General features: G+C 69.4%; 3 protein-coding genes (1 of these 3 cut by a window edge). All 3 read left to right on the top strand.

Features of this window, described 5'->3' with window-relative positions; translation table 11 throughout:
* Tightly spaced (each overlapping or abutting the next), the 3 genes in view from JQX13_RS36530 to JQX13_RS36520 form a layout consistent with a single transcriptional unit that may run on beyond the window.
* Window positions 1-10788, top strand: partial view of a non-ribosomal peptide synthetase gene (locus JQX13_RS36530; RefSeq protein WP_203404054.1) — the 3' portion only. Its footprint begins 15504 nt before the window's first position; the window shows 10788 of its 26292 coding nt (coding positions 15505-26292); its start codon lies beyond the left edge, outside the window; it ends in the stop codon at window positions 10786-10788.
* Window positions 10785-12203 carry an MFS transporter gene (locus JQX13_RS36525; RefSeq protein WP_203404053.1) on the top strand — a complete coding sequence of 473 codons (1419 nt, stop codon included), beginning with the start codon at window positions 10785-10787 and terminating at the stop codon, window positions 12201-12203. The genes JQX13_RS36530 and JQX13_RS36525 overlap by 4 nt, the downstream gene beginning before the upstream one ends.
* Window positions 12200-14650 (top strand): penicillin acylase family protein, encoded by a 2451-nt coding sequence (locus JQX13_RS36520; RefSeq protein ID WP_203404052.1) that lies wholly within the window; start codon window positions 12200-12202, stop codon window positions 14648-14650. Before JQX13_RS36525 ends, JQX13_RS36520 begins: the two co-directional genes overlap by 4 nt.

Raw genomic sequence — 14650 nt, 5'->3', positions numbered from 1 at the left:
GAGGACAGACCCGGCGACAAGCGCCTGGTGGCCTACGTCGTGTCCTCGGGCCAGCAGGCGCCCTCCGCCTCCGAGCTGCGCGCCTACATCAAGGAGCACCTGCCCGAGTACATGGTGCCCTCCGCCTTCGTGGCCCTCGAGCAGTTGCCCGTCACGCCCAACGGCAAGGTCAACCGCAAGGCCCTGCCCGCTCCGGAGGCCTCCGTCTCCGACGCCGAGTACATCGCTCCGCGTACGCCCACCGAGCAGCAGCTCGCCTCCATCTGGGCCGAGGTGCTCGGGGTGCCTCGCGTGGGGGCCGAGGACGACTTCTTCCAGCTCGGCGGCCACTCGCTGCTGGCCACCCGCGTCCTCTCTCGCCTGCGTACCGCCTTCCTGGTGGAGCTGCCCGTCCGCGCCCTCTTCGAGGCCTCTACCCTGTCCGCGCTCGCTCGGAAGATCGACGACGCGAGCGCCCGGCGGTCCCGCGGTGCGCAACAGGCGCTTCCGCTGCGGTCCGCTCCGCAAACGGTAAGCATCCCGCTGGCCTTCTCCCAGCAGCGGCTGTGGTTCCTGGACCAACTCGAGCCCGGTAGCCCCGTCTACAACATCCCCTATGCACTCCGGCTCTCGGGCCGGTTGGACATCGAGGCCCTGCGCCGCGCCTTCGAGGAGCTCGTGCGCCGTCACGACTCCCTGCGCACCACCTTCGCCTCCCGCGATGGCGAGCCTGTCCAGCTGATTGCTCCGACGCTCTCCGTCCCTCTCGATGTGGTGGACCTCCAGGACGTGCCCGCCGCCGAGCGTGAAGCCCGGGCCCAGGCACTGGCCCGTCAGGAGGCCCAGTACTCCTTCGACCTGGCCAAGGGTCCACTCCTGCGGACGAGCCTGCTGCGCCTGGACGCCGACGACCACGTGCTGGTGCTGGTGCTGCACCACATCATCTCCGACGGCTGGTCCATGGGCGTGCTCGTGCGTGAGGTGGCCTCGTTCTACGCCGCCTTCACCGCGGGCCGGCGGCCCTCCCTGCCACTCCTCCCCATCCAGTACGCCGACTTCGCCCTCTGGCAGCGCTCCTGGTTGCAGGGAGAAGTCCTCGACGCGCAGCTGCGCTTCTGGAAGCAGCAGCTCTCCGGCGCTCCCGCGCACCTGGAGCTGGCCACCGACAAGCCCCGTCCCCCCGTTCAGACCTTCCGGGGTGACAACGTGCGCGTAGCCCTGCCCAAGGCACTCTCCGAGTCCATCAAGTCGCTCTCCATGCGTCTGGGCGCCACCCCGTTCATGACGCTGCTGGCCGGCTTCCAGGCCCTCCTGCACCGCTACTCGCGCCAGGACGACATCTCCGTCGGCTCTCCCATCGCCGGCCGCCGCAGCACCGAGTTCGAGGGGCTCATCGGCTTCTTCATCAACACCCTCGTCCTGCGCTCCCGCTTCTCCTCCGGCATGTCCTTCCGCGACCTGTTGCTCCAGGTGCGTGACGCCACCCTCGCCGCCTACGAGCACCAGGACCTCCCCTTCGAGAAGCTCGTCGAGGAGCTCCAGCCCCAGCGCGACCTCAGCCGCCCGCCTCTCTTCCAGGTGATGTTCATCCTGCAGAACGCACCCGCGGAAGCCCTCCAGCTGCCGGGTCTCACCCTGCGTCAGCTGCCTCAATCGAGTGGCACGGCCAAGTTCGACTGGACGCTCGCGCTCACCGACACCCCCAACGGCTTCGCCGGAGGTCTCGAGTACAACGTCGACCTCTTCGAGCGTGACACCATCGTGCGTGCCACCGAGCACCTGCGTATCCTGCTCGAGGCCGCCGTGGCTCAGCCTGACACCCGGCTCTCCGAGCTTCCCCTGCTCTCCGACGCCGAGAAGCACAAGCTCCTGGTGGAGTGGAATGACCTCCCGCTCGACTACCCGCGCGAGGCCACGATTCATGAGCTCTTCGAAGCTCAGGTGGAGCGCACGCCCGACGCCGAGGCTCTCGTCGATGGCACCCGCTCGCTCACCTACGCCGAGCTCAACGCCCGCGCCAACCAGCTCGCCCACAGCCTGCGTGCCCTGGGCGTGGGCCCCGAAACGCCCGTTGGCATCTGCTCCAGGCGCTCGGCCGACCTTGTCGTCGGTCTGCTCGGCATCCTCAAGGCCGGCGGCCTCTACGTCCCGCTCGACCCCGCCTACCCCCGCGAGCGTCTGGGCTTCATCGTGGAAGATGCCCAGCTGCGCTTCCTCGTCGCCCAGTCCGCGGTAACCGACAGCCTGCCTCCTCACTCCGCTCACGTGCTGCTGCTCGACAAGGACGCGGAGGCGTTGTCTCGCGCCCCCACCCACAATCCCTCGCGTGCGGCCTTCAGCGGCAACCTCGCCTACCTCATCTACACCTCGGGCTCCACCGGCCGCCCCAAGGGCGTCTCCATCGAGCACCGCAACGCCGTCTCCTTCCTCTTCTGGGCTCGCTCTGTCTTCTCCCCGGAGCTCCTCTCCGGCTTGCTCGCCTCCACCTCCATCGCCTTCGACCTCTCCGTCTTCGAGCTCTTCCTCCCCCTGAGCCTCGGCGGCACCGTCATCCTCGCGGGCAATGCCCTGGAGCTGCCCAACCTCCCGGCCGCTCATCGCGTCTCCCTCGTCAACACCGTCCCCTCCGCTATGTCGGAGTTGTTGCGCTCCGGCGGCCTCCCCTCCTCCGTCCGCGTCGTCAACCTCGCTGGCGAGCCCCTGGCCTCCTCTCTCGTCCAGCACCTCTACCAGCAGCCCGGCCTCTCCCTCGTCTACGACCTCTACGGCCCCTCCGAAACCACCACCTACTCCACCTTCACCCTCCGCCACTCCGACAAGCCCGCCACCATCGGCAGGCCCATCTCCGGCACCCGGGTCTACCTCCTCGACGCGCACCTGCAGCCGGTACCCACGGGCGTGCCCGGTGAGGTGTTCATCGCCGGTGCCGGTGTCTCCCGCGGCTACCTCGGCCGCCCCGAGCTCACCGCCGACCGCTTCCTCCCTGACCCGTTCAGCTCCACGCCGGGCTCGCGCATGTACCGCACCGGCGACCTCTCCCGGTACCGCGCCGATGGCACCCTCGAGTACCTCGGCCGCACCGACTTCCAGGTGAAGGTGCGTGGCTTCCGCATCGAGCTGGGTGAAATCGAGTCCGTCCTCGACAAGCACCCCGGTGTGCGCCAGGTGGTGGTGGTCGCTCGCGAGGACAGGCCCGGCGACAAGCGTCTGGTGGCCTACCTCACGCCCTCCGGCACAGAGGCTCCCACCACGGCCGAGCTGCGCGCCCACCTCAAGCAGCACCTGCCCGAGTACATGGTGCCCTCCGCCTTCGTGGTGCTCGAGCAGCTGCCGCTCACGCCCAATGGCAAGGTCAACCGCAAGGCCCTTCCCGCTCCGGAGGTCTCCATCGACTCCGCGACCGAATACATCGCCCCGCGCACCCCCACCGAGCAGCAGCTCGCCGCCATCTGGGCCGAGGTGCTCGGGGTGCCCCGCGTCGGTGCCGAGGACAACTTCTTCGAGCTGGGCGGCCACTCGCTGCTGGCCACCCGCGTCCTCTCTCGCCTGCGCTCCGCCTTCCAGGTGGAGCTGCCCGTCCGCGCCCTCTTCGAAGCGCCCACCCTTTCCGCGCTCGCGGGAAAGATCGACGACGCGAACGCCCTGCAATCCCGCGGTGCACAGCAAGCACCTCCGCTACGGCCCGCGCCTCGCACGGGTGAAATCCCGCTGGCCTTCTCCCAGCAGCGGCTGTGGTTCCTGGACCAACTCGAGCCCGGTAGCCCCGTCTACAACATCCCCTATGCGCTCAGGCTCTCGGGCCGGTTGGACATCGAGGCCCTGCGCCGCGCCTTCGAGGAACTCGTGTGCCGTCACGAGTCCCTGCGCACCACCTTCGCCTCCCGTGATGGCGAGCCTGTCCAGCTGATTGCTCCGACGCTCTCCGTCCCCCTCGATGTGGTGGACCTCCAGGACGTGCCCGCCGCCGAGCGTGAGGCCCGGGCCCAGGTGCTGGCCCGTCAGGAGGCCCAATTCTCCTTCAACCTGGCCAACGGTCCGCTCCTGCGGACGAGCCTGCTGCGCATGGACGCCGACGACCACGTGCTGGTGCTGGTGATGCACCACATCATCTCCGACGGCTGGTCCATGGGCGTGCTCGTGCGCGAGGTGGCCGCGCTCTACGCCGCCTTCACCGCGGGCCGGCGGCCCTCCCTGCCACTCCTCCCCATCCAGTACGCCGACTTCGCCCTCTGGCAGCGCTCCTGGTTGCAGGGAGAAGTCCTCGACACGCAACTGGGCTTCTGGAAGCAACAGCTCAACGGTGCTCCGGCGCATCTGGAGCTGGCCACCGACAAGCCCCGTCCTCCTGTTCAGACCTTCCGGGGTGACAGCGTTCGCCTGGCTCTGCCCAAGGAACTCTCCGAGTCCATCAAGTCGCTCTCCATGCGTCTGGGCGCCACCCCGTTCATGACGCTGCTGGCCGGCTTCCAGGCCCTCCTGCACCGCTACTCGCGCCAGGACGACATCTCCGTCGGCTCTCCCATCGCCGGCCGCCGCAGCACCGAGCTCGAGGGCCTCATCGGCTTCTTCATCAACACGCTCGTCCTGCGCTCGCGCTTCTCCTCCGGCATGTCCTTCCGCGACCTGTTGCTCCAGGTGCGTGACACCACCCTCGCCGCCTACGAGCACCAGGACCTCCCCTTCGAGAAGCTCGTCGAGGAGCTCCAGCCCCAGCGCGACCTCAGCCGCCCGCCTCTCTTCCAGGTGATGTTCATCCTGCAGAACGCACCCGCGGAAGCCATCCAGATGCCGGGCCTCACCCTGCGCCAGTTGCCGCAGTCGAGCGGCACGTCCAAGTTCGACTGGACGCTCGCGTTCACCGACACCCCCAACGGCTTCACCGGCGGCCTCGAGTACAACGTCGACCTCTTCGAGCGTGACACCATCGTGCGTGCCACCGAGCACCTGCGCATCCTGCTCGAGGCGGCCATTTCCAACCCGGAGACCCGGCTCTCGGAACTGCCGCTGCTACCCGAGGCCGAGAAGCACAAGCTCCTGGTGGAGTGGAATGACCTCCCGCTCGACTACCCGCGCGAGGCCACCCTTCATGAGCTCTTCGAGGCGCAGGTGGAGCGCACGCCCGACGCCGAGGCCCTCGTCGATGGCACCCGCTCGCTCACCTACGCCGAGCTCAACGCCCGCGCCAACCAGCTCGCGCACTCCCTGCGTGCTCTCGGCGTCACGCCCGAGACTCCTGTCGGCATCTGCTCCAGGCGCTCGGCCGACCTCGTCGTGGGCCTGCTCGGCATCCTCAAGGCCGGCGGCCTCTACGTCCCTCTCGACCCCGCCTACCCTCGCGAGCGTCTGGGCTTCATCGTGGAAGATGCCCAGCTGCGCTTCCTCGTCGCCCAGTCCGCGGTAACCGACAGCCTGCCTGCGCACTCCGCTCATGTGCTGCTGCTCGACAAGGACGCGGAGACTTTGTCGCGCGCCCCCACCCACAATCCCTCGCGTGCGGCCTTCAGCGGCAACCTCGCCTACCTCATCTACACCTCGGGCTCCACCGGCCGCCCCAAGGGCGTCTCCATCGAGCACCGCAACGCCGTCTCCTTCCTCTTCTGGGCTCGCTCTGTCTTCTCCCCGGAGCTCCTCTCCGGCTTGCTCGCCTCCACCTCCATCGCCTTCGACCTCTCCGTCTTCGAGCTCTTCCTCCCCCTGAGCCTCGGCGGCACCGTCATCCTCGCGGGCAATGCCCTGGAGCTGCCCAGCCTCCCGGCCGCCCATCGCGTCTCCCTCGTCAACACCGTCCCCTCCGCTATGTCGGAGTTGTTGCGCTCCGGCGGCCTCCCCTCCTCCGTCCGCGTCGTCAACCTCGCTGGCGAGCCCCTGGCCTCCTCTCTCGTCCAGCACCTCTACCAGCAGCCCGGCCTCTCCCTCGTCTACGACCTCTACGGCCCCTCCGAAACCACCACCTACTCCACCTTCACCCTCCGCCACTCCGACAAGCCCGCCACCATCGGCAGGCCCATCTCCGGCACCCGGGTCTACCTCCTCGACGCGCACCTGCAGCCGGTACCCACGGGCGTGCCCGGTGAGGTGTTCATCGCCGGTGCCGGTGTCTCCCGCGGCTACCTCGGCCGCCCCGAGCTCACCGCCGACCGCTTCCTCCCTGACCCGTTCAGCTCCACGCCGGGCTCGCGCATGTACCGCACCGGCGACCTCTCCCGGTACCGCGCCGATGGCACCCTCGAGTACCTCGGCCGCACCGACTTCCAGGTGAAGGTGCGTGGCTTCCGCATCGAGCTGGGTGAAATCGAGTCCGTCCTCGACAAGCACCCCGGTGTGCGCCAGGTGGTGGTGGTCGCTCGCGAGGACAGGCCCGGCGACAAGCGTCTGGTGGCCTACCTCACGCCCTCCAGCACCGAGGCTCCCACCACGGCCGAGCTGCGCGCCTACCTCAAACAGCACCTGCCCGAGTACATGGTGCCCTCCGCCTTCGTGGTGCTCGAGCAGCTACCGCTCACGCCCAATGGCAAGGTCAACCGCAAGGCCCTTCCCGCTCCGGAGGTCTCCATCGACTCCGCGACCGAATACATCGCCCCGCGCACCCCCACCGAGCAGCAGCTCTCCGCCATCTGGGCCGAGGTGCTCGGGGTGCCTCGCGTCGGTGCCGAGGACAACTTCTTCGAGCTGGGCGGCCACTCGCTGCTGGCCACCCGTGTCCTCTCTCGCCTGCGCTCCGCCTTCCTGGTGGAGCTGCCCGTCCGTGCCCTCTTCGAGGCCCCCACCCTCTCCGCGCTCGCGCTCAAGCTCGACGAGGCTCAGCGCTCACATCGAGCGCCGCAACCCTCGCGCCTGCGCTCCATCGTTCGCGAGGGCGACATCCCGCTGGCCTTCGCTCAGCAGCGGCTGTGGTTCCTGGACCAACTCGAGCCGGGCAGCCCCGCCTACAACCTCCCCGTCGCCAACAGGCTCTCGGGCCCATTGAACACCGAGGCCCTGCAGCGTGCCTTCGAGGAGCTCGTGCGCCGTCACGAGTCCCTGCGCACCACCTTCGCCTCCCGCGACGGTCAGCCCATTCAGGTCATCGCGCCCTCCCTCCCCGTCCCGCTCGAGGTGGTGGACCTCCAGGACGTGCCCACCTCCGAGCGTGAGGCGAGAGCCCGCGAGCTGGCCCGACAGGAGGCCCTGCGCCCCTTCGACCTGGCCAACGGTCCGCTCCTGCGTGCCACCCTGCTGCGCCTGGGTGCCGACGACCACCTGCTGGTGTTCGTGATGCACCACATCGTCTCCGACGGCTGGTCCATGGGCGTGCTCGTGCGTGAGGTGGCCACCCTCTACGTGGCCTACGCTTCCGGCCAGCAGCCCTCCCTGCCGCCCCTGCCCGTCCAGTACGCCGACTACGCCCTCTGGCAGCGCTCCTGGTTGCAGGAAGAAGTCCTCGACGCGCAGCTGCGCTTCTGGAAGCAGCAGCTCTCCGGCGCTCCGGCGCATCTGGAGCTGGCCACCGACAAGCCCCGTCCCCCCGTTCAGACCTTCCGGGGTGACAACGTGCGCGTAGCCCTGCCCAAGGCACTCTCCGAGTCCATCAAGTCGCTCTCCATGCGTCTGGGTGCCACGCCCTTCATGACGCTGCTGGCCGGCTTCCAGGTGCTGCTGCACCATTACTCGCGCCAGGACGACATCTCCGTCGGCTCGCCCATCGCGGGCCGCCGCGACGCCGAGCTCGAGGGCCTCATCGGCTTCTTCGTCAACACGCTCATCCTGCGCACCCGCGTCTCCCCCCAGGCCACCTTCCGCGAGCTGTTGCTCCAGGTGCGTGACACCACCCTGGCCGCCTACGAGCATCAGGATCTGCCCTTCGAGAAGCTCGTTGAGCAGCTCCAGCCCCAGCGAGATCTCAGCCGCTCGCCGTTCTTCCAGGTGATGTTCGTCCTGCAGAACGCGCCGACCGAGGCGCTGAGGCTGCGGCAGGACCTCACCCTGGAGCCGGTGGCGCTGGCGGGCGGCACGTCCAAGTTTGACTGGACGCTCGCGCTCACCGACACGCCGGAGGGCTTCGCGGGAGGCCTCGAGTACAACGTCGACCTCTTCGAGCGCGACACCGTGGTGCGAGCCATGGAGCACCTGCGCACCCTGCTCGAGGCCGCCGTGGCGCACCCGGAGACCCGGCTCTCCGAGCTGTCTCTCCTCTCTGAGGCCGAGCAGCGCAAGCTGCTGGTCGAGTGGAACGACACCCACGCCGATGCCCCGCGCGACGCCACGATCCACGAGCTCTTCGAGGCCCAGGCCGCGAGGACGCCCAACGCGCTCGCCGTGCTCTTCGGGCAGCAGTCGCTCACCTTCCGGGAGCTCGACACGCGCGCCAACCAGCTCGCCCACGCACTGAGGGGTCTCGGCGTTGGACCCGACATCCCCGTCGCCCTCTGCGTCGAGCCCTCGCTGGAGATGGTCATCGGCCTGATGGGCATCCTCAAGGCCGGAGGGACCTACGTGCCGCTCGATCCGGCGCACCCGGCCGACCGGCTCGCCTTCATGCTGGAGGACTGCCGGGCGCCGCTCCTCCTCACCCAGGCGCACCTGGTGGGCACCCTGCCCGCGTTCTCCGGACAGGTGCTCCGGCTGGACACGGACTGGCAGACCCTGTCCGCCCGCGGGGATGTGCCGCCGCGGCACCGGACCACACCGGACAACCTCGCGTACATCATCTACACCTCGGGCAGCACCGGCCGGCCCAAGGGCGTCATGGTGCCCCACCGCGGAGTGCCCAACCTCGTCCAGGCCCAGGCGCGGACGTTCGGCATCCGCCCTGGCAGCCGGGTGCTCCAGTTCGCCTCGTTCAGCTTCGACGCCTCGGTCTCCGAGGTCGCCGTCACGCTGCTGTCGGGCGCCACGCTCTGCCTGGCTCGCCGGGACTCGCTGATGCCGGGGCCCGGGTTGGTGGCCCTGCTGCGCGAGCAGGCCATCAACGTGGTCACCTTCCCGCCGTCCCTGTTGGCGCTGCTCCCCAGCGAGGGGCTGGACTCGCTGCACACCGTCGTCTCCGCGGGTGAGGCCTGCTCGCCCGAGCTCGTCTCGCGCTGGGCATCGCCTGGGCGCCGCTTCCTCAATGGCTACGGCCCCACGGAGACCACGGTCTGCGCCACGATGGCCACCTGCGCCCCGGATGGCCAGCGTCCGCCCATCGGCAGGCCGCTGCCCAACGTTCAGCTCTACGTGCTCGATGAGCACCAGCGGCCCGTCCCCATCGGCGTGCCGGGCGAGCTCTACATCGGCGGCGTGGGAGTCTCGCGCGGCTATCTCAACCGCCCCGAGCTCACCGCCGAGAAGTTCATCCCGGATCCGTTCAGTGGGGAGGCCGGCGCTCGCCTGTACCGCACGGGCGATCTGGTGCGTTACCGCGCCGATGGCAACCTCGAGTACCTGGGCCGCATCGACTTCCAGGTGAAGGTGCGTGGCTTCCGCATCGAGCTGGGGGAGATCGAGTCCGTCCTCGATAAGCACCCCGGCGTGCGCCAGAGCATCGTCATCGCTCGCGAGGACAGGCCCGGAGACAAGCGGCTGGTGGCGTACCTCGCGCCCTCGGGGCAGCAGGCGCCCACCACGGCAGCGCTGCGTGCCCACCTCAAGGAGCACCTGCCCGAGTACATGGTGCCCTCCGCCTTCGTGGTGCTCGAGCAGTTGCCGCTCTCGCCCAACGGCAAGGTGGACAGGAGGGCGCTGCCGATTCCGGAGGCCACGGTCTCCGGCTCCGAGTACATCGCCCCGCGCACCCCTATCGAGGAGCAGCTCGCGGGCATCTGGTCCGAAGTGCTCTCGGTGCCTCGCGTCGGCATCCGGGACAACTTCTTCGAGCTGGGCGGCCACTCGTTGCTCGCCACGCGTGTAACGTCCCGCGTGTTCCAGGTCCTGGAGCGGCGCGTAAGCGTGCTCACGCTGTTCCAGAACCCGACGATCGAGCTCCTCGCCGAGGCATTGCGCCAGCAGCAAGACGCCTCGGAGGGCCCGCGCGCGCTGGTGAAGCTGCGGGCCGGAGAGTCCCACTTGCGGCCTCTGTTCCTCGTCCACGCGGCCGGCGGTGGCGTCATGAGCTACACGGATCTGGTCGGCCACCTCGATGCAGCCCGGCCGGTCTACGGGCTGCACGACCCCGCGCTGGACGGCGCCGAGCCGATACCAGCCTCGGTGGAGGCGATGGCTCGCCACTACGTCGCGCAGATCCGCGAGGTCCAGCCCCACGGCCCCTACTACCTGGGTGGCTGGTCGTTCGGTGGCGTGCTGGCCTTCGAGATGGCCCAGCAGCTCCAGGCCGCCGGCGAGAAGGTGGACCTGCTCACCCTGTTCGACACGCACGCGCCCGGCAAGAAGGGCGAGGTGGACGAGCTGAACCTGCTGAGCGCCTTCTGCCACAACCTCGGGCTGTCCTGGCGGGACCTCCCGTTGGACTCCGAGCGCCTGTTGCAACTCAGTGGCCGGGAGCGCCTGGCCTACGTGCTGGAGCAGGCCCGTGGCGTGGTGGGAGGCGGGGCCGTGGTCGACCTCGATCAGGCGTGGCGGCTCTACGAGACCTTCATGCGCCACATCCGAGCGCAGCAGAGCTACGAGCCCCGTCCCTACGCGGGTTCCGCCGTGCTATTCAAGGCCAGTACGCAACCAGAGGGAGTCGCGCCGGATGGCCGACTGGGTTGGAGCGCGTGGATCACCGGCGCGCTCGAGGTCCAGGAAGTGCCCGGAGCGCATCACACGATGCTGAATGAACCCCACGCCGCCCCCCTGGCGGAACGGCTCACCCATCACCTGAAGACGTTGGCTCAGCGGGAGGCGGCATGAGTACCCCCACCCCCATCGCCCCCCAGGGCTCGATGCGGACCTTCGGCATCACCTGGGCGGGGCAGTTGCTCTCGCTGATCGGCTCGGGGCTGACCAGCTTCGCGCTCGGCATCGAGGTGTACAAGCGCACCGGCTCCATCACCAGGCTGTCGCTGGTCACCTTCTTCGCCACCGTGCCGTACGTGCTGCTGTCGCCCATCGCCGGCGCGCTGGTGGACCGGTGGAACCGCCGCACGGCGCTGCTGCTCAGCGATCTGGGCGCGGGCATCTGCTCGTTCTTCATCTGGGGGCTGATCGCCGCGGGCGAGGCCGGCTACTGGAAGCTCGAGACCTGGCACTTCTATCTGCCGTTCGCGGTGAGCTCGCTCTTCGCGGCGATCCGCGGGCCGGCGCTCGCCGCCGCCACGTCGCAGCTGGTGCCCAAGCAGCACCTGGGCCGGGCCAACGGCATGCTCGAGCTGGCCAACGGGGCCAGCCAGATCGTCGCGCCGGTGCTCGCGGGCGCGTTGGTGGTCCGCATCGGGTTGCAGGGTGTGGTGCTGATCGACCTGGCGAGCTACGTCATCGCCGTGGGGAGCCTGCTGCTCGTCCGCTTTCCGTCCCTGCCTCCCTCGCCCCAGCAGGCCGGAAGTAAGCCCTCGCTGAGGCAGGAGGTGGCCTACGGCTGGAGCTTCATCCGGACGCGGCCCGGGCTGCTCGGGCTGCTGATGGCCTCCATCCTTCCCAACCTGCTCTACGGGCTGGTGACGGTGCTCATCACGCCGCTGGTGCTGAGCTTCGCGGACGCGGACACGCTGGGGCTGATCCTCTCGCTGGCGGGCCTGGGCATGCTGGCGGGTGCCATCACCATGAGCGTCTGGGGCGGCCCCAAGCGGCTGGTCCGGGGAGTGCTCGGCTTCCAGCTGATGTCCGGCCTCGTGCTGCTCGGGGGCGGTCTGCCCGCGAGCACGCTGGTCGTCTCGCTGTGCGCGGGGCTGTTCCTCTTCACGATGCCGTTGATGATGGGCACCAGCCAGAGCATCTGGCAGCGCAAGGTGGCCCAAGGCGTACAGGGGCGCGTCTTCGCCGTGCGCCGGATGATCGCCATGGCCGTGTCGCCCGTGGCCACGCTGCTGTCGGGCCCCCTGGCGGACCGGGTCTTCGAGCCCTGGCTGGCTCCGGGAGGAGCGCTCGCGGGGAGTGTCGGGCGCGTGGTGGGCACCGGCCCCGGACGCGGCATCGGCTTCCTGTTCGTTGTGATGGGCTTGTTGATGGGGGTGAACGTGCTCGTCACCTGGCTGTCCCCGCGCGTGCGCAACCTGGAGCACGAGCTGCCGGATGCCGTCCCGGACAAGACTGTCACCCACCTGCCTGAAAACCCCGGTGCCGAGGGCGAGCCCGCGCTCTCCGCCGCCTCTGGAGGCTCGAAGTCATGAAGAAGCTGCGGCAGATGTTCCAGATGCTCAAGATGCTCCCGCCGGTGGTGGCGGCGGCGACGCCCGGCGTGGGTCCCTTCCTGGCCCGTGGCCGCTGGCCGCGCACGCAGGGGGCGCTGACGGCGCCAGGTCTCAACGGTCCCGTGGAGATCATCCGGGACAAGTGGGGCGTACCGCACATCTTCGCCAAGGACGAGCACGACTTGTTCTTCGCCCAGGGCTACGTGCAGGCGCAGGACCGGCTCTGGCAGATGGAGATGAGCCGCCGGATCTCCGATGGCACGCTGGCCGGGATGATGGGTCCGGGCGCGTTGCCCGTGGATCGCATCATGCGCACCCTGGGTCTGCGGCGGGCCGCCGAGCGCGCCTGGGCCCACGTCCAGGGGGAGGCGCGCACCATCGCGGAGGCCTTCGCCGAGGGCGTGAACGCGCGCCTGAAGGCCGAGCCGCTGCCGCTCGAGTGCTCCATCTTCGGCGTCACCCCGGCGCCCTGGACGCCGGTGGACATCCTGACGCGAGGCAACATGCTGGCGCTCGCGCTGGGCGGCAACCACCGGCTGGAGCTGTTCCGGGCGCGCCTGCTGGCGGAGGTGGGCGAGGAGCTCACCGCGATGATCCTCCCGTCGCACGCGCCGGAGACGCCGCTCATCGTGCCGCCCGAGGCCATGAACCTCCGGGGCCTGGCCGGTGTGACGAAGATGGAGGGGCTGGACAAGGTGGACGCGCTGCTGGGAGACCCGAACATCGTCTCCGGCAGCAACAACTGGGTGGTGCACGGCGACCGCACGGCGAGCGGCAAGCCCCTGCTGGCCAACGACGTGCACATCGGCCTGGGGCTCCCCTCCACCTGGTACGAGAGCGGTCTGCACGGCGGGCGCTTCGACGTGGTGGGCTTCACGCTGCCGGGCGTCCCCATGGTGGTGGTCGGCCACAACGGGCGCATCGCCTGGGGCATGTCCAACCTGGGCCCGGACACCCAGGACTTCTACATCGAGAAGCTGGACGATCCGAAGGCCCCCACGCGCTACGAGTTCAAGGGCGAGTGGCACGACCTGGAGGTCCTCCGCGAGCAGATTCCGGTCAAGGGTGGCGCACCGGTGCCGCTGGAGATCCGCCTCACCCGGCACGGCCCCATCATGAATGGCGTGCTCGGCCCGCAGGTGAAGCCGGACTCGGAGCCCCTGGCGCTGCGCTGGGCGTTGCACGACAGCGGGCCGCTGCTCCAGGCGCTCCTGCAGATGAACGTGGCGGGGAGCTGGAAGGACTTCCGCGCGGCGCTCGAGCTGTGGGAGAGCCCGGGCCAGAACTTCGTGTACGCGGACGTGGAGGGCAACATCGGCTACCAGGCCACGGGGAAGATCCCCATCCGCTCCGCGGGGCACCAGGGGCTCGTGCCGGTGCCGGGCTGGACGGGCGAGTACGAGTGGCAGGGGTGGATTCCCTTCCAGGATCTCCCGGCCTCGCTCAACCCGCCCGCGGGCTTCGCGGCCACGGCCAACAACAAGATCACCTCGGACGACTACCCCTACCTGATCGCCCACAACTGGTTCCCGGGGTACCGCGCGAAGCGCATCACGGACCTGCTGGCGGCGAGCACGAAGCACACCGTCGAGGACATGCGCCGCATCCAGGCGGAGACGTACTCGCTGCCGGCCGAGGCCCTGCGGCCCTACCTGCTGGCGGCGGCCCAGCCGGCGGACGCCCTGCAGACGAAGGCGCTCGACGAGGTGAAGTCCTGGGATCTGCGCTTCGAGACGGACCGCATCGGCGCGACGGTGTTCCAGAGCTGGTACATCACCCTGCTGCGCAACCTGCTGAGCAACAAGCTCGGCAAGGAGTTGGTGGATCGCTACCTGGCGAGCGAGTACGAGCGCCACGGCAGCATGCACATGCCCTGGGTCATCGGGCTGATGGAGAAGCCCGACAGCGAGTGGTTCCAGGACTCGAGGACGCCGGGGAAGAAGGAGACGCGGGACGAGCTGGTGCGCCGCAGCTTCGCCGAGGCCGTGCAGTGGATGAGCCAGAAGTACGGGCCGGACATGGCCGGCTGGCAGTGGGGCCGGGTACACACGGTGACGTTCATCAACGCACCGCTGGGGAGGATCGGCCCGGCGTTCGTCCGGCGCGCGTTCAACAGCAAGACGCTGCCCGCGCGTGGTGACAACTACTCGGTGGACGGCTCGTCCTTCCTGTGGAGCAGGCCGTACGAGGTCGTCCACGGTACGGCGCTCCGGATGATCATCGACCTGAATGACTTCTCGAAGTCGGTGGGCATCCACACGCCGGGGCAGAGCGAGCACCTGTACCACCCGCACCGGGACGACCTGATGGAGATGAGCCAGAACGTGGAGTTCCACCCGCTGCTCTTCACGCGGCAGCAGGTGGAGGCCCACGCGGAGGGCACGCTGACGCTCCAGCCCGCCACCGCGCTCGCGAAGCAGGGGTGA

Source organism: Archangium violaceum (assembly GCF_016859125.1).
Lineage (GTDB): Bacteria > Myxococcota > Myxococcia > Myxococcales > Myxococcaceae > Archangium > Archangium violaceum_A.
This window is presented reverse-complemented; position numbering and strand designations above follow the sequence as displayed.

Bases quoted from the DNA above. Each gene is read 5' to 3' on its own strand.
- JQX13_RS36525 (WP_203404053.1), top strand. From the start codon at position 10,785: ATGAGTACCCCCACCCCCATCGCCCCCCAGGGCTCGATGCGGACCTTC.
- JQX13_RS36520 (WP_203404052.1), top strand. From the start codon at position 12,200: ATGAAGAAGCTGCGGCAGATGTTCCAGATGCTCAAGATGCTCCCGCCG.